Annotated in this window: 14 protein-coding genes; 1 reads left to right on the top strand and 13 read right to left on the bottom strand. The window is 47.6% G+C overall.

Annotated features, from left to right (window positions below; genetic code table 11):
- Window positions 1-55: 55 nt before the first annotated feature.
- From AB1L17_RS12955 to AB1L17_RS12915, 9 genes are all read right to left on the bottom strand, one after another.
- Entirely contained in the window at window positions 56-1,228 is a 1,173-nt protein-coding gene (locus AB1L17_RS12955; protein ID WP_412845249.1) for a glycosyltransferase family 4 protein, read from the bottom strand.
- On the bottom strand, window positions 1,209-1,631 hold the full coding sequence (locus AB1L17_RS12950) for a hypothetical protein (protein WP_412845248.1): 423 nt from the start codon (window positions 1,629-1,631) through the stop codon (window positions 1,209-1,211). The genes AB1L17_RS12955 and AB1L17_RS12950 overlap by 20 nt, the downstream gene beginning before the upstream one ends.
- Window positions 1,632-1,736: 105 nt before the next feature.
- Window positions 1,737-2,420, bottom strand: coding sequence for a DnaD domain-containing protein (locus AB1L17_RS12945; protein WP_412845247.1), 684 nt, complete (start codon window positions 2,418-2,420; stop codon window positions 1,737-1,739).
- A gap of 124 nt (window positions 2,421-2,544) precedes the next feature.
- Window positions 2,545-3,834, bottom strand: a complete 1,290-nt coding sequence (asnS, locus tag AB1L17_RS12940) for an asparagine--tRNA ligase (protein ID WP_412845246.1) — start codon at window positions 3,832-3,834, stop codon at window positions 2,545-2,547.
- A gap of 215 nt (window positions 3,835-4,049) precedes the next feature.
- Complete coding sequence (locus tag AB1L17_RS12935; protein WP_412845245.1) at window positions 4,050-6,635, bottom strand: WIAG-tail domain; 2,586 nt, start codon at window positions 6,633-6,635, stop codon at window positions 4,050-4,052.
- A gap of 171 nt (window positions 6,636-6,806) precedes the next feature.
- Window positions 6,807-8,318, bottom strand: coding sequence for an AAA family ATPase (locus tag AB1L17_RS12930; RefSeq protein ID WP_412845244.1), 1,512 nt, complete (start codon window positions 8,316-8,318; stop codon window positions 6,807-6,809).
- Complete coding sequence (locus AB1L17_RS12925; RefSeq protein ID WP_412845243.1) at window positions 8,311-8,838, bottom strand: hypothetical protein; 528 nt, start codon at window positions 8,836-8,838, stop codon at window positions 8,311-8,313. Before AB1L17_RS12925 ends, AB1L17_RS12930 begins: the two co-directional genes overlap by 8 nt.
- Before the next feature lie 151 nt (window positions 8,839-8,989).
- On the bottom strand, window positions 8,990-9,469 hold the full coding sequence (locus AB1L17_RS12920) for a cell wall elongation regulator TseB-like domain-containing protein (protein ID WP_412845242.1): 480 nt from the start codon (window positions 9,467-9,469) through the stop codon (window positions 8,990-8,992).
- Window positions 9,470-9,498: 29 nt separating this feature from the next.
- A complete protein-coding gene (locus AB1L17_RS12915; protein ID WP_412845241.1) occupies window positions 9,499-10,203 on the bottom strand; it encodes a BTB/POZ domain-containing protein in 705 nt (234 codons plus the stop codon).
- Between the two features lie 133 nt (window positions 10,204-10,336).
- On the opposite strand from AB1L17_RS12915, the gene AB1L17_RS12910 reads away from it, so the two are divergent.
- Entirely contained in the window at window positions 10,337-10,516 is a 180-nt protein-coding gene (locus AB1L17_RS12910) for a hypothetical protein (RefSeq protein WP_412845240.1), read from the top strand.
- Between the two features lie 63 nt (window positions 10,517-10,579).
- Here the strand turns inward: AB1L17_RS12910 and AB1L17_RS12905 are convergent, their stop codons facing one another.
- Genes AB1L17_RS12905 through dinG form a run of 4 tightly spaced genes read right to left on the bottom strand, consistent with a single transcriptional unit; the run spans window position 10,580 to window position 16,386 of the window.
- Window positions 10,580-11,884, bottom strand: coding sequence for an amidohydrolase (locus tag AB1L17_RS12905; protein WP_412845239.1), 1,305 nt, complete (start codon window positions 11,882-11,884; stop codon window positions 10,580-10,582).
- Between the two features lie 17 nt (window positions 11,885-11,901).
- On the bottom strand, window positions 11,902-12,525 hold the full coding sequence (locus tag AB1L17_RS12900) for a redox-sensing transcriptional repressor Rex (RefSeq protein ID WP_412845238.1): 624 nt from the start codon (window positions 12,523-12,525) through the stop codon (window positions 11,902-11,904).
- Between the two features lie 15 nt (window positions 12,526-12,540).
- Window positions 12,541-13,440, bottom strand: a complete 900-nt coding sequence (locus AB1L17_RS12895; protein ID WP_412845237.1) for a ComEC/Rec2 family competence protein — start codon at window positions 13,438-13,440, stop codon at window positions 12,541-12,543.
- A gap of 42 nt (window positions 13,441-13,482) precedes the next feature.
- Complete coding sequence (gene dinG / locus AB1L17_RS12890) at window positions 13,483-16,386, bottom strand: ATP-dependent DNA helicase DinG, 3'-5' exoribonuclease type (protein ID WP_412845236.1); 2,904 nt, start codon at window positions 16,384-16,386, stop codon at window positions 13,483-13,485.
- Window positions 16,387-16,456: the final 70 nt, after the last annotated feature.

The raw sequence follows: 16,456 nt of genomic DNA, 5'->3' as shown, positions 1-16,456 counted from the left end.
CAGACGTCCACATTGGCAAAAGAAAAGGCAACCACCTACCAAAATCCCTGATGAATTAACCGGTTTTTAATAGCTGTTGTTTCTCTTGTTCGCGCTGTGGAACAGCTTTTTCAAACACTTTCAGATAGCCTTGTGCAGTCGCGTACCAGGAAAAAAACTTTGCTCGCTGCAGGGCCTGTTTGCCCATTTCATTCCGGACCACAGGTGAGCTCCACAATAGCTCCCAGACAGCAGGCAAGCCTTTATTCCACTCTTTTGGTGGTATGATAAACCCATTAGTTTGGTGGGTAACAACTTCACGAATACCACCACGCGGAGTGGATATCACAGGTTTGCCTGATGCCATTGCCTCTAAATTGACGCGGCAAAAGGCTTCCTTCCAAACTGAAGGTGTCGCCACTACATCACCAATCTGGTAGTACAGTGGCATCTTTGCGGAAGGTACAAAATTGACGAAACGAACCTTATCGCCCAACGGTTTTGCAAGTCGTTTGAGCTCGCGCACATACGGATTCAAACGATTGCTACCGTATCCTGTCCCTCCCACAATGACGAGTTTAGCCTTCGGGTCTTGCTTGCTCACTTGGCGAAAGGCTTTGATCAATACATGTACCCCTTTCCCACGCATGAGTCTTCCCGCGTAAAACAGGACGCGATCATCAGGTAGTAATCCGATTTCTTCGCGCATTTTTTTAATCGAGGTTTTTGCTACCTGATAAGGGGTGACATCAACTCCCAGGTGAACCGCATGAATTTTTGCAGCAGGAATCTTGCACGTCTTTATAAAATGCTGCCGCAAAAATTCGCTATTCGTAATAAATCCAGCTGCCTGTCGAACCGCACGCCGCATATTTTCCTTGCTAATGATCGGCTGGGAACCGTAAACGTGGGAATGCATGTTTACAAAGATTGGAATCTTCGGAAAATGGCGTTTCAGTGATAAGACATAAATTGGTCTGTTTTCTACGAGAATGACATCTGGCTTGTTCTTTTTTATCTGTTTAATAATCCGTCGCAAATATGGCTTTGGACCTTGATAACGAACGCGTATGAACTGTCGGTTGTCCTCCACGGATGAGGATGGATAGGTCGCACATTGACGGGTGTAGATCGTGACTTTGTGCGATGGATCGATCATCTTTGTTACCTCGTCAATATCGTGTTCGACCGAACTTCCTTTGACGGGTGGCACTGAGAATGGCCCTGGACTAATGATCGCGATGTTCATTTCGCTCGATCTCCCACTCCTTTTTCAGGGAAAGAACTACACGATACAAGTACTGTATTTCTTTCATATGGTTTTCTTCTAGCTTCTTCCATCTCTCCTCCCATGCAGCAAGTGCCTCTCTCAGCTCCCTTACTTCTTGTTCAAGCTTTTGAACTTGATCCCCGACTGCCTCGTCGGGCTCTCTCATAATGATTCCGAAGGTAGGCTCCAAAACGAGTTCCTTCTGCTGTTCTTCACTCGTGTTCACGACAAGCTCCTGGACATTTTCTGTTTCTTCTTCTTCCTGCTTTTCATTGGGTTTTACGATTGAAATGCGTTGAACTGCTTCATCTACGACATAATTTCCTGAAAAGACACCTGGTGTTACCCAATGCGACAGATCCCATTTTTTCCGTTTTTCCACAAATCATCGCCTCCTGAAGCATGCATCTACGTAATATGTTATGACAGACAAGGAAAATGGGTACGTGTACGGTGGCATAGAAAAAACCGCTTGATTTTGGTGAAATCAAAGCGGTTGCCCATGGTCTCTCACATTTGCTTGTCTACGGAAGTTCAAGCTGTAAAGACGTGCTTGTTCTACTGTTGTAATCTGTTGCTTTTGCCATTCGAGCAAGATTCTGTCGATGTAGCGTATATGCAGCTTACCGACGGTTGCTGCTTCACGCAACGCGGTCAAAATCAATTCTTCCTGATAGCCGTCCTGTTCGGTCCACATATGAATACTCTCTAATTCAAATGGCGATAAGGGGCGACCAAATGCCTGCTCAAAACGGGCATATATCGCAACAGGCTCCGTATCCAAAGAAACAGCTACCTCTATATACGGCTCCATGATTCTAGGGTCTGCTTGCTGCTCTCGCCAAGTCTGGTACAGCTTTTTGTACAACGGGGTCAAGTTGTATTGCTCATGCCGCATTCCCGTCTGTGGGTCGATAAACTCATCTATCGTAATCCAGTCTTCTTTTAAGAGCTTTTGCAGAGATTGAATCAATCTCCGGCTCGTCATGGACATGCGTTCCTCCAGCTCCGTCAAGGTCGGGAAACGATTCCCTTCCTGCTGAAAGGATAGCAGATGAATCAGAAGCATCATCTCATCATCAGTCAATGACATTCGTTTATACATTTTCAAAAGAAGGTTGGAGACAGATGTTGCACCTTCTTGCAACAATTGCAATATATGGGAGTCCATAACGCATATTCACCTCTGGGTTGGAATAACAAGGGAGTGCGTAAAACGCGCTGTCAAACAATAGGAACACCCTGCTGCCCTCTCGCAACAGGGTGTAGATAGTCAATCAAAAATGAACGCTCGCCTACGGGTAGAGACGATTCAGCATGCGTGGGAATGGGATCGTTTCACGTACATGGTCCAGTCCGCAAATCCAGGCAATTGTCCGCTCCAGGCCCAAACCAAAGCCGGAGTGAGGAACCGTACCGTATTTACGCAGATCCAAATACCAGCGATAAGCCTCTTCAGACAGCTCATGCTCAGCAAAACGTTTCTCCAACAGCTCAGGATCATCAATCCGTTGGCTACCGCCGATGATTTCACCGTATCCTTCCGGTGCGATCATGTCCGCACACAGAACCACTTCCGGGCGTTCAGGATGTGGCTTCATATAGAATGCCTTAATTTCGGTAGGATAGTGGGTGATGAATACAGGCTTGTCGAAGTGATCCGCAATCATCGTCTCATCCGGCGCCCCGAAGTCGTCTCCCCATTTGATTTCGCTACCTTTTTCCTGCAGGAGCTTAATCGCATCATCATAAGAGATGCGTGGGAACGAACCCGTTACATTTTGCAGCTTGGTTGTGTCGCGTTCCAGCGTTTTCAGTTCGCGCGCACAGTTTTTCAGTACGGATTGTACGACGTGAGAAACAAATGCTTCCTGAATGCGCAGGTTTTCTTCATGATCAACGAAAGCCATCTCCGGCTCGATCATCCAGAACTCGATCAAGTGACGGCGAGTCTTGGATTTCTCGGCACGGAAAGTTGGACCGAAAGAGAACACGCGACCTAGCGCCATTGCGGCAGCTTCCATATAAAGCTGGCCGGACTGCGACAGATACGCATCCTCCTCAAAATATTTGGTATGGAACAGATTCGTTGTCCCTTCCGCAGAGGTCGGTGTCAGGATCGGTGGATCTACTTTTACAAATCCGTTCTCTTGGAAGAACTCATACATGGCACGAATAACTTCGGAGCGTACAGCCATAACCGCACGCTGACGTGGAGAACGCAGCCACAGATGACGATGATCCATGAGGAAGTCAACACCGTGCTCCTTCAAGGAAATCGGATACTCCTGTGCGATTTGAATAATTTCCACACCTGTTACTGTCAGTTCGAATCCGCTAGGTGCGCGGTCATCAGCACGAACTAGACCCGTTATGTATAGAGAGCTTTCCTGCGTGAGCTGTGAAGCATTCTCCCACACTTCTTCCGCTACTTCTGCTTTCACTACTACGCCTTGAATGAATCCGGAGCCGTCACGGAGCTGCAAAAATTGAATCTTACCGCTGCTGCGTTTGTTGTATAACCAGCACCCCATGCGTACTTCTTGTCCAACATGCTGCCCGATTTGGGCAATCGTCGTCAACATTGAATGATTCCCTCCATTTACCATGCCACGCAAATACAGACTAAGTATACCTAAACAATTATACTATTGGGGGCCTGCAAATTCAATGAAAGTATCCTCGTCTATTGTTAACCATAAAATACTTATGTAAACAAATGTGCATTGGGAGACCTTAGCTCAACTTCGGCCTCCCTGCTTCTGAATGATCCACTCGCCCCATTGTTGTTTCCTACCGGTTATAATTCGTTTTCGTTATCATGATCACTGTCACTATCTTCATCACTGTCATGGTCATCATCGTCATTATCATTATCATCATCGTCGTTGTCGTAATCGTCGTTGTCGTCATCATTGTCATTGTCGTAATCGTCGTAGTCGTAGTCATCGTCATCGTCATCATTATTATCATCATTGTCGTCATCATCGCTATCGACTTCTTCACTACTCTCTAGCTCTGTATCACTTTGACCCGTATCTTCTTGTTCTTCCTCGACTTCTTCTGCCTCGGAGTTCTCCTTATCCGTAGACCATTCTAAGACATCATACGGTAACGCTTCTCCTTTTTCACCAATCGCGATCCAGTGTATCACTCCATTCGCTTCCTGGCCGTCTTGATGGCGAAACACTGTGATAACCGCTGAAGTCCTCTTCGTATATTTGAGCGACGTATAAAGACCCGCCTGATTCGTCATCGCTACCATACAAAAATGAGTATCCGCATATGGCATCGGCAATCGAACCGTAACATCCATAGACTTGCTCGTTGCAGACAGTCTGAATGGGGCAAAACCGTATTGCTGCAAGGTCACTCCTAGCTGATTATGTGTCTCAATAGATGGGAAGGTCAGCTTATCATGCGTAATTGACTGATCCGCAATGTGATGAGTATTGACAGCTTTCGCCGCAATTTTAGAACCGGTCACGGATACATCAACCAATTTTTCCTCCGTAATGATCCGATTTTGCAAATGCTGTCCTGTAATACTCTTGGTGACAAGGTGATCGCCTCTGATGGTCCCTTCCATAATGTGGCTTCCGTCCAAGCTGCCTTTAATGACATGACATCCACTAATGGATTGCATTTCCAGCTTGCTCGTATCTATGCTCTGGTCGGCTATTTTCTCACGGGTGATACTGCCATCTTGAATTTTTTCCTTAGAAACGGAGTTGGGCTGGAGATGTTCATTATGCACGATTTGATTCCCGAGATGTATGGACGATATTGCTTTTTCGGCGATCTTTTCCCCTGTCACAGCTGATTTACCCAAATGGCGCGTCTTTATCGCATCTTTTGATATTTTGGGAGCTGTAATGATGGCATCACCAAGTTTGCTTGTCGTAATGCTAAGCTCTGAAATTTTGTCTGTGGAAACAGATTCCGGTGCCAGTTTCGAGGTGGTCACCAAGTGATCATGCAAATGCTGCGTCTGAATGATATATTCGCGCAGATGATTGCCCCCAATGAGTCTGTCCGTCAAATGCTGTTCTTCTATAGACTTTCTTGCCAGCTTTTCCGCACGAATGGTCCCATCAACCAGGTGTCGCGAATTCACGCTCTCGTCGAGCAAATGTTGCTCTCCTACACTCCTGTTTGCCAGCTTGTCGGTAGTGACAGCCTTGTCAGCGAGTTTAGCAGTCGTAATCTGCTGATCGCCGATTTTCCGGGACGTCAGAATACCGTCTTGCAAATGACCTGATAGTACGCTACCAACTTGTAGGTGTGCACTACTGATCGATTCTCTGGCGATCTTTTCGGACGTGACACTGTTGTTGTCCAAATGCTCCGTCAAAATGGCATATGGCCCCACTTTCTCACTGGTCACCGCTTCAGGATGCAAATGCTGGCTATAAATGGCCTGAAAAGCAATGTGATTATCAGTGATACTGCCTGGGCTAATGTTACTGCCATCCACTACTTCTTCTGTAAGATGATGATGATAAATGGAGCCCGCACGAATATGTTGTGCCTCAATCGCGTCTTCGTCTATCTTGGTTGAGGTCACCGCTCCATCGCGCAATTTATCGCCAGTGACCGCTCCATCCTCCAGCTTTACAGAATTAACTGCATAATTAGCGAGGTTTCTGGTTTGAATGCTCCCCATCTTAATTTTCTCAGAGGTAATCGCTTGATCTTGAATCAACTCAGTCGTAATCGCTTGTTCCTGAATATGCTTGCTCTGGATGGATTCGTCTGCGAATTTTATGGAGTCGATCGTCTTATCAGCCAGCTTTTCCGATGTAATACTATTGTTAATTAATTTTTGTGTGGAAATTGAATAATCCTGCAAATGTTCACTGCTTACGATCCCCTGCCCCAAATGCTCCCGCTGGACCGAGTGCGGAGCAATTTTGATGGAGGTCACGCTTTTGTCCGCTAGCTTGCTGCTATCTACCGCATAATCCTTTAAAATCGAATTATCAACGGCTCCCTGCTTAATTTTCGACGAATCAATCGCTCGGTTGGCAATCTTTTCTGTCGTCACGGATTGATCTGTTAAGTCATCTGTATACACAAACGATTGAGCCCGATCGTCACTTCGGTCTTTGAGTACCTTCGAATAAACGTTCTGATTCGTAGGAGGGTCCTGTTTAGGTTTTTTTGGAGATGTCTTTTGCTCTTTTGGATTGGCAGCAGAGGGGGGAGCGGTGGGAGGAGCGGTTCTCTGGCTACTCTCAAAGTCACTTTCGAGCAGATTTAATTCTAGGTCTTCTATCCACTCCCGATCGGTTGAAGATGTATAGCTGAGCGGCATTTCATGCATGGTCTGCCTAAAGGTTTTGCTCAGACTTTTGTTTGCTTTTCGCCGGTTCGCATTGGCCATAGGGTCTCCTTGCCTCCTGATGTCTTTCCCGTATCACTCTGTAGGATATTCAACATTCGCCTTATTTGGCACCCCGACTACAAAATTGTTTCAGCATCGGCTCCTCAAGTCGCCAGAAAACAAAAAAACCTGCTTCGCCAACTCTTTCATTGGCTAGCAGGTTTTCTATTTTTACACGGCAACTTCTTCCTTCGTCTGTGACAGGAGTGACCTGAACTCTTCTCCTTGCAGGACTTCCGCCTCCATCAAGGTATATAAGCCTGTTTGGAATACGGAATCATACTGTTTCAACAGATTGCGAGTTTCCGCTAACAATCCTTCCAGCAAACGCTCTACTTCGTCATGGATACGGGTCTTATCCATGTATTGCAAATGCACAATACCCAGCTCAGACATTCCACTTTGTACAATTTCCTGGGCCATTCCCAGTGCTTGTTCGAAATCATTTTTCGAGCCTGTACTGCGCCCGCCGTAGTATATTTCTTCCGCTACTGCTCCACCAAGGCTAACCATGATTTGTTTTTCCAGCGCTTCCTTCGTGTACAGATAGCGATCTTCCATTGGATTTTGGCGGACGTACCCGAGTGCTTTGCCCCGTGGGCTCAAAGTTACTTGAGAGACAGATCCTGGACGGACCATCTCACTGACAATGGCATGCCCCAGCTCATGCAAAGCGACACGCTTCTTCTCTTCCTCTGATGCTTGACGGTCGACCTTCTCCCCTAGCATCACCTTGTCTACTGCATAAGCAAAATGCTTCGCCCCGATCTTTTCATTACGGTCACGCATGGCATAAATGGCCGCTTCATTTGCTACACTTTCTAGCTGTGCGCCTGAGAAGCCGAATGTTTCTTGTGCCACTTTTTCCAATACGACATCTTCGCCGAGCGGTTTGTTCGCCGTATGAATGGTCAAAATCTGTTCACGGGCTGGCTTGTCAGGTAGATCTACGGTAATATGGCGGTCAAAACGTCCAGGGCGTAACAACGCTGCATCCAGCATGTCTTTTCGGTTGGTAGCCGCCATCACCAAAATCCGCGGTTTGTCGCTAGTAGCTACTCCATCCATCTCGGTCAGCAGCTGGTTCAAGGTTTGATCGTATTCACGCTGCTGTTGACCGTCCCTTTTTCCACCCACAACATCAATTTCATCGATAAAAATAATCGCGCTGTCCTGACCATTTTTCTCTGCCAACGTCTTCGCTTCTTGAAACAATTCACGAACGCGTTGGGCACCGACACCGACGTACATTTCCACAAACTGCGAGCCTGAGGCAGCCACAAAGGCAGAATTCGTATAGTTCGCTGCCGCCTTTGCCATCAGTGTCTTACCCGTACCAGGAGGGCCTGTCAAAAGCACACCTTTGATTGGCCGAATCCCGTATTGCTCGATTTTGTCCTTGTACACAAGAAAATCAAGGGATTCCTTCAGTTCTTTTTTCGCACGTTGCTGCCCACCAATATCGGCAAACTGAACGTCGGATTTCGGCAGCTCATGCTTGTTTTGTTTTCTTTTCCCGCCAAGAGCGACATTGCCCCCTTGTCCGTTTTGCTGCCGAATCACCAGGAAGTAGATCGCACCCAGTACGGCTCCGAACACCAGGAATGGCGTAATGTTTACACCTAGAAACACAAGAAAAATCAACAGGGCAGGTACGACGCCGATCAGAATTTCCTTACGCACGTGCCGTCACCTCTTTTTCGTTCACACGGGGGATGATGGTGTAAAAATCCTCCGTTCCTTTTTTCAAGTACACGTATATATTCTCGTCATCCATCAACGTAGACGCTTCATCGAGCTGATTGCCCTTCTTCCACTGTTCCACCATGGCCGGGATGCGACTATACTCATGGAGCTCCACAGCTTCTGTAAATACAAATTGACCGCTCTGCCATATATCATTCAACGCTGTAGACTGATTGTCTATGTCAATGACTACTTCTTTTTCACCTGCGAGCTTTTGTGTTTCGGTCAACAGATTGCGATACTCTGCTGGGAAAGCTTCAGGCTTGGTAACAGTTACATCTATTTGAATTTTATCTTTGCTGATCTCCAGGTTTCCTAATGTAGCAGACTCCATCTGTCCAATTTCTGTACGGATTGGCTCCTCTATCTCCATCTTTTGGTACAAGAACCATCCTCCGAACAGGAGTGCCAACGTTGCCAGCAAAGATAATCCAATTGCGCTCTTTTTCAACTGCACGGCTACTCCCCCCATATATATCGTTCTCGTCTCTCTCTTTGCAACGAACCCAGTATATCATATGAGTATATCATTTTCTTATACAGATGTTGGGTGGAATACCAAACAGGCCTTCTCCTATAAGGAAAAGGCCTGTTATCAAGCAGACGTATCAGATAGGTGCGAGCACGTAAGAGGTTAACAAAGCACCAGTAAATAAATCATAATGAATATAGTGAAAACGGCCGTCTTTGTCTTTGACAGTTACTTCCCAAAATTTCTTATCATTTTCGAGACCTGGAACCAAATGCGTGATCTCTGATTGCGGGAAAGACTTGTACACGGCATCTTCTACATTCTTTTTCGGGACGGCGAGATCCATTCGGTCAAAGCTTACTTTTTGATCCGTCATCCAAGCGACAACCGGTGTTCCCGCCTTGTTTTTACCAATGACGACAGCGTAGCTTTCCTTGCCTCGGTACTCGTCAATGGATTCAATCTCCGTGATCGTCGTGCGGTCTTGGACCCACTGACGAACGGTCTCCTCAAATTGCTCACGCTCTCCTGCTACAGATGCCGTCAAATGATAGGCGAATCCTGCTCCAGTAAGCAAGATTACGGCTACGACGGATAGGATAATTCGTACTAACACAGCAAAGTAACTCCTTTACGTGGCTGACATTACAATCGGAATCGAAGCTGGTCTCTCTTCACTCCATCTGCCGTTTGTATTTGCAATTCAAGCTCCAGTTGGCGAAGCTGCCCCGTAGTTGACTCGTACCATAGTTGGTAATTGACTGCGATTCCATTCGTTACGTTCGAAGTCAAATCATCAATGGGGAAGGAAGGACCCAGCCACATTGATAAAAGCGAAGTGACTTCTTGCGGCGGTACCGCTATGCGATATCCAGTCCATCCTTTTTCTGCAGTCTCTTCGAGGCGCTCAGGCTCCACAGATTGCATAACTCCCTTAAGCAATGCAGCGTGTTCATGCGGTGTGAACATCGCGTACGGCAGCGCAGCATGATCCTGTACCTGCCCATCAATACGTACCGTTACTGGCTGCCCATCTTGTCTTGTTATCTCAAGCTGGTGGCCACCGATCTCACCTTCGAGCGCAAACTGTTCATTCCGATATTTCCCATGAAGAGTTTGGTCCTGCATATAAACAAGAAATGAGCGTTCCTCGTCTTTTGTGATCTGCTCGAGAAGCTCCTCTACGGTAATCGATGTCGGCTCCGTACCAGCTTCTTGTTTTACAGCAGACGCAGTATTTTTGCTGTCTGTATTGGCTGATCTACTTACTGTCCCCAGTAATATCCCGATCAGGAATAGACCGAGTAGGATAGGAATGAGCCACCACAGCATTTTGGGCCGGATGTACATGTCGTCCCCCCTGTCCCATTTTTGTCTTTAGCCTATGCTATACGGGAAGGTTTTAGAACGACACGGAAAAGTTGCTAATCATAGCTTAAGGTCGGGCGGTCATACTACATATACACCCCGAGGAGGTGAGCGCGTGAAATCTCCGCAACAAACCACATCTCCTGACATACTTGGGTTTCTGCTACAGGAATACCGCGTCTCCTGGGCAGGATTATCGTCTCCCTTGCGTCAATGGTCGCACACACCCACTCTTCATTTTCGCCATCATCTCCTGACAAAAGCTGTGGCAAAAATGAACAACGGAACGTCGTAGTATCCAATTCCCCTACCTACACTTACACTGCCTTACTCCTGTCCCCCACCTGACAGGAGCCTTTTACCGTTTTAACGTTTGGAATACGCGGTTCGCTTCGTAAATCGCGCGTTCTTCATCGATGGTCAACAATTTATGATTACGCATCAGGAATTTACCCGCTACAATCGTGTCTTTCACATCGCGTCCATTGGCTGCATACACCACGTGCGAAACCGGCTGGTGAGCTGGGTGGAAATGTGCCTGGTGGCTATCCAAAACAATCAGGTCTGCCTGCTTGCCTACTTCAATGCTTCCGAGGCTGTTCTCTTGGAAAACCCCTTCTGCACCATAGCGTGTAGCCATGCGAAGCGCTTCTTCTGCTGGTACCGCTACTGGATCGTTGTTCACGCCTTTGTGCAGAATGGCAGCCAGCTTTAATTCCTCAAACAAATTCAAATTGTTGTTACTTGCGGAGCTATCGGTACCCAGCGATACGCTTACGCCTTTTGCCAACATTTTCGGAACCGGTGCAACTCCGCTTGCCAGCTTCAGGTTACTCACAACGTTATGAGAAACTCTCACATTGTATTTTGCCAAAATGTCGATTTCTTCATCCGTTAGGTGAACAGCGTGTGCGACAAGGGTTGGGCGGTTGAACATCCCCAGCTTTTCCAAATGAGCGACTGGACGCAGCCCGTAGTCTTTTTCGTTTTGTCCTACTTCCCAAGCCGTTTCAGACATATGAATATGCAGTGGCAAGGACAGCTCGTCCGCTTTTTCGATAATTTGGGTAATGAATTCAGGCGAGCATGTGTACGGAGCATGTGGTGCCATCATTACCGTAATGCGGCCGTCTGCCTGATTGTGCCATTCTTTTGCAAAAAGTGTCGCGTCTTTCAGCTTTGTTTGGCGCTCTTCTTCGGAGCACAGTCCGATCATGCCTCGGCAAAGACGAGCGCGCATGCCAGCTGCATCTACTTCCTTCGCCACGACATCCATATGATCATACATATCCACAAACGTCGTGGTACCCGTACGAATCATTTCAATGAGAGACAGTTGCGTTCCCCATTTTACTGTGTCACCCGTAAACTGTGCCTCCAATGGCCACATTTTGTCTTCGAGCCATTGCTGCAGCGGCAAATCATCTGCATATCCGCGTAGGAGGGACATCCCCGCATGGCCATGCGTATTAATTAATCCTGGAAGAATGTAGTCCCCTTTTTGATCGATGACTTCATCGTAGCCTGCTTCCGACAGGTCCTCTGGAGTTGGTCCTACGTACGTAATCTTGTTGCCTTCGAATGCTACGGCACCATCGTAAATGACTTCATTCGTATCGTTAACGGTAATGACTGTTGCGTGAATAAGGATCGTCTTTTTCATTGAATACACTCCGTTCTTTACGTCAAGTAGTAGGCCAAGCTTTGCAGGTTGGACGTCACATCCGCATAATGAATGCGAACATCTTTGCCTGCGCGAATAGTCGTAGGGGCAAAATTCAGGATTCCCTTGATACCCGCTTGAGTCAACTGATCACATACGGATTGCGCTGCTGGTGCAGGTACGGTGATAATCGCCAGCTTGATTTGCTGCTTGACGACCGTTTCTTCCAGCTCTGATAAGGGCTGGATCGGGATACCCGCAACCTCTTTGCCCTGTTTCTCAGGATTACTGTCAAAGATGGCCGCAATCCGCATGTTATCTTTCAAATAAGCGTTGTAGTTACTAATGGCATGGCCCAAATGTCCAGCTCCGACCAAAGCTACACGGATTTCATCCGTTAATTTAAGGATTTGACGTATTTTTTCCACCAGGTAATCGACATCATAGCCAATTCCTTTTTTTCCAAAATCACCGAATGCTGCAAGATCTTTTCTGATTTGGGCAGGATTCACATCAAGATTCTTGCCCATCTGTTGGGAGGAAACGGTGGTCACCTCTACTTGCTGCAAATAACTGAGGTAACGCAAATAAATTGGCAAACGACGGACGACCGCTTCTGAAATCTTTTCGTGTTTAGCCACGTTCGGTCTTCCCCCCTAATTCTTTTGCTTCAAAATCCGATATTCTTTTCCATTAGACAAAATGGTAATGGAACCGTCGTGACTGGTAACGTATGTCTCGGCCCATGACTCACCCAAGCGCTCCATGACTTCCGTCTGTCCGTCTTTCATTTTATCCCGCGATCTGCCTGTCTGGATAATGGCGACCTGTGGATCAACTCCAGTGAGAAAGGGTTGTGAAGAGCCTTGATTACTCCCCTGGCCACCTACCTTTAGCACTTCAGCCTTCAGCTTGTCTTTTTGGCGTTCCAGCAGCCGCTCTTCTGCCTTTTCGTTCACGGCGCTCGTAAATAAAAACCGTAGCTCACCGTGCATCAGACGAAACACGAGGGAATTGTTCTGGGGCGACAAAAATAACGGCTCATCCGGTAGCAAAACTTCCATCGAGACCCCGTGGTCAAGAGTGAGTACTTGTCCTTGCTCTGCTTCCATCTGCTTTTGATTGGGACGAAGCAACACGACATGGCGTATCGATGGTGCGATCAGCTTGGGCACAATAACGGTATCCACGTATACTTGCTGGCTTAAAGAAGCGTAACCTCCCATGTGCTCCGGCTGATCGTTCGTCAACACCACATAATCGAGTCGCGTAATCTTGAACTCTGCCAAACGAGCTAAGAGAACGGGCCAATCTTCTACTGTACCCGTATCAATCAGCATCGTTCTGCCACCTGGCATTCTCAAGAGCGTGCTCTCCCCATGCGGAAGTGCCAAGTAGGTGATAATGAGACCCGAAAATTCCTGTTCTGTCTCCGTTTCAAACGGGTCATCTATCTTCACTGCTGCCTCTTGCAAATGGCTGTCAATCGAGCATGCGCAAAGGAAAACGGCGCTTAACACCACGAGCCACCAACGCCACGCTTTTTTCCATAACATTTATTTTATCACCTTAATCCCTATGAGACTATTGCTTTCATTTTATGAATCTGACAGGGATTGCATACTAAGGAATGGCTCTATGCGCTCTCGCAGCGTAGGCCACGGACCACTTTCGATCTGAAAAGGCGGTAGGGATTGAAGGAACGATCGCCCATATCGGGATTCGACGACACGTGTGTCGAGAACGACCACTACCCCACGATCCAAATGATGACGAATTAATCGTCCCACACCTTGCTTGAATTGCAGGACTGCCTGCGGAAGAGACAAGGACATAAATGCGTTTTTCCCTTCAGCCTTCAAGAGATCAGCTCGACCTTGGTACACAGGATGATTCGGTGGTGTAAACGGAAGGCGTACAATGACTAAACTACTCAGCCATTCTCCTTGAATATCAACACCCTCCCAGAAGCTGCTCGTCCCCAGCAGGACACTTCTCTCCATGCTCCGGAACAACCTCACCAGCTTGCTCCGATTGTTGCTATCGATTCCGTGACCGAACAACGTATACGGATCAGGTGCCTCTGCTAGCCGCTCCTTCATTGCTTGGTAAACGAGCCTAAGCATCGAGTGAGACGTAAACAGGATGAGCGTCCGTCCTTTCGAGGCCAGTACAACATCTACGCACCCCTGAATAACCGCCTCCAGATAGGTGTGATCACCTTCTTTGCCCGGTGCTGGAAAATCAGAAGGAATCAACAGCAGCCCCTGCTCTTCGTAATGAAACGGTGAAGGGAGAGACAAGGTTCGCACTCGTTCCTCCGGTAATTGATCGAGACCGAACAGATTCTTGATATAGGAGAAGCTGTTTTTAACCGTCAATGTGGCTGACGTTAATATCAAGCTCCGCTTCTGGCCGAATAGTGGATCTGCCAATGAGTCGGCAACCTTCAAGAGCGCTGCTGACAAATGAACCTGCTTACGCGCTGTGCGGGACTCAACTTCCATCCAATACACATACTCCGCATCTTGTTCCAGCAAAAAGAAGTGGAGCAGCTCCATGGCGTTTTGACAATCCTTTACGAGCCCGAATAAATCTGTCAGCAGACTTCGTACGGAAAAAGGAGGCTTTTCTTCTTGTGGAGCCGTTCGCAACAGCTGCTCTAGGCTCGCGGCGTACACCGTCATACCCTCAATCAGCTTTTTGGTCACTTTGCGGATTCTCTCTTGTTTGCCTACAAACGATTCGATCCGATAACGAACTGTCTCACGTCCCGCATCCGTCGTTTCCTCTGCTCGCTCTGATGCCCATACATACAAGAGCTGCGTCCATTGCTGTGCTTTATCTCGCAAGGTAGCGGACTGTTTTCTCAGCTCAAGAAGCTTGGCTGCAACATCCTCTTGTACAGCAGGCATCCAGCTTTGCAATTCCTCTGTGAAGCGGGCAATGGCTCCACCTTCATCAACAGAAGCTCTGTCTAGCAAGAAAAGAAGCTGAGTGGTAGAAAATCGTTTGCCCAAATGCTGTGTCGCAGCATCCTCCAAATGATGGGCCTCATCGACGATCGCTACTTCATACGAAGGAAGAATTCTGTTTTCCGCTTGCAAGTCGCTAATGAAAAGAGCGTGATTGACAATAAGTACGTCAACATCTCTTGCCCGCTCCTTCGCCTGAAAATAGTAGCAGCGACTAAACCAGGGACAAGCCCGATTCAAACAGGAGCTCGTATCACTTTTCACCTGCTGCCACAGCAGCTGACCGCTTGGAGGCATACTCAGCTCTTCCACATCACCTGTGACGGTTTGTGTGAGCCACGTCAGCATCTGCCCTTTAACCAAACGCATTTCTTGGCTGCTGCCCTCTACAGGCTCGTCCAAGGCTTGTTCGAATTTACGCAAGCATAAGTAGTTCCCTCTGCCTTTTAAGGTGGAAGCAGTAAAGGAAAAGGGCAGTGACTCCTGCAACGTAGCGATTTCCTTCTGAAACAGCTGCTCCTGCAATTGAATGGTATTGGTACTGACCACTAGCTGCTGCTGGTTGTGATGAGCCCATATAATACCCGGCAAGAGATAGGCCAACGATTTTCCCGTACCTGTCCCTGCCTCTACGAGTAAATGAGCGCCATCCTCCATCGCCTCAAAAACAGCATGCATCATGGCTTCCTGCGCATCCCGACGCTGATACCCCGGCATTTTCGCCTGGATGTGTCCATCCTCACCCAAAACATCCTCGAGCTGATCAGCAAAAGCTTTGGTCACAGCAGCATCGACATGCGAACGTTTAAGAGACGCTGTTAATTTTTCTTCGTGCTTTCGAAGGGCCAACTGGCGATATATATCCCACATGTCAGATGAATCAGGGGTTGTTGGACTTCCATCCAGTTCAGGTAGCTCCATGAGCTTTTCCATTTCAATCTGGCGCAAAAGAACCTCGATGTCAGAGCGAAACGAAGAAACGAGCATTTGCAGCCTCTGGACTGTTACGAGCGGCATTTTCTTCAAAATGTCCAGCAAGTGAAGAAACAGCTGCGCAGTGGCCAGTGCATCGCTGTCTGCCTGATGGGGATTATCGTGCTCAATTTCCAGCTCAGATGCCAGTTCTCCAAGTCTGTAGCTATTTTGCATCGGCAAAAGAACCCGGGATAGCTCCACGGTATCGAACACGTAACCGTCAAACGCATAATAGCCCTGGCTCAGCAGGGCTTCTTGTAAAAATTGGAGATCAAAGCTTGCATTATGTGCAACAAAAGCTCGTCCATCCAATAAACGCAAGAAATCTGGAAACACTTCTTCTAACGAAGGAGCGTCTGCCACCATTTCATTGGTAATCCCTGTTAATTGGGTAATAAAAGGGGGAATATCCTGCCCCGGGTGAATCAGGGTTGAGAAGCTCTCGGTAATCTGCCCGTCATCGATTGCGACGGCACCAATCTGAATGATGCTGTCTCCCTGGCGTGGATGGCTTCCCGTCGTCTCAAAATCTACAACTAGTAATCGATTCAAACGTTGTCACCTCGTAACCTGGGCGGAAACTTCAATCCGCACCCATTCACATTCGGCAACGATGGGAAAT

Origin of the sequence: Brevibacillus jepli, from assembly GCF_047229145.1 — a bacterium.
Taxonomy (GTDB): Bacteria; Bacillota; Bacilli; order Brevibacillales; family Brevibacillaceae; genus Brevibacillus.
This window is presented reverse-complemented; position numbering and strand designations above follow the sequence as displayed.

Bases quoted from the DNA above. Each gene is read 5' to 3' on its own strand.
- AB1L17_RS12955 (WP_412845249.1), bottom strand. From the start codon at position 1,228: ATGAACATCGCGATCATTAGTCCAGGGCCATTCTCAGTGCCACCCGTC.
- AB1L17_RS12945 (WP_412845247.1), bottom strand. From the start codon at position 2,420: ATGGACTCCCATATATTGCAATTGTTGCAAGAAGGTGCAACATCTGTC.
- asnS (WP_412845246.1), bottom strand. From the start codon at position 3,834: ATGTTGACGACGATTGCCCAAATCGGGCAGCATGTTGGACAAGAAGTA.
- AB1L17_RS12935 (WP_412845245.1), bottom strand. From the start codon at position 6,635: ATGGCCAATGCGAACCGGCGAAAAGCAAACAAAAGTCTGAGCAAAACC.
- AB1L17_RS12915 (WP_412845241.1), bottom strand. From the start codon at position 10,203: ATGTACATCCGGCCCAAAATGCTGTGGTGGCTCATTCCTATCCTACTC.
- AB1L17_RS12905 (WP_412845239.1), bottom strand. From the start codon at position 11,884: ATGAAAAAGACGATCCTTATTCACGCAACAGTCATTACCGTTAACGAT.
- AB1L17_RS12895 (WP_412845237.1), bottom strand. From the start codon at position 13,440: ATGTTATGGAAAAAAGCGTGGCGTTGGTGGCTCGTGGTGTTAAGCGCC.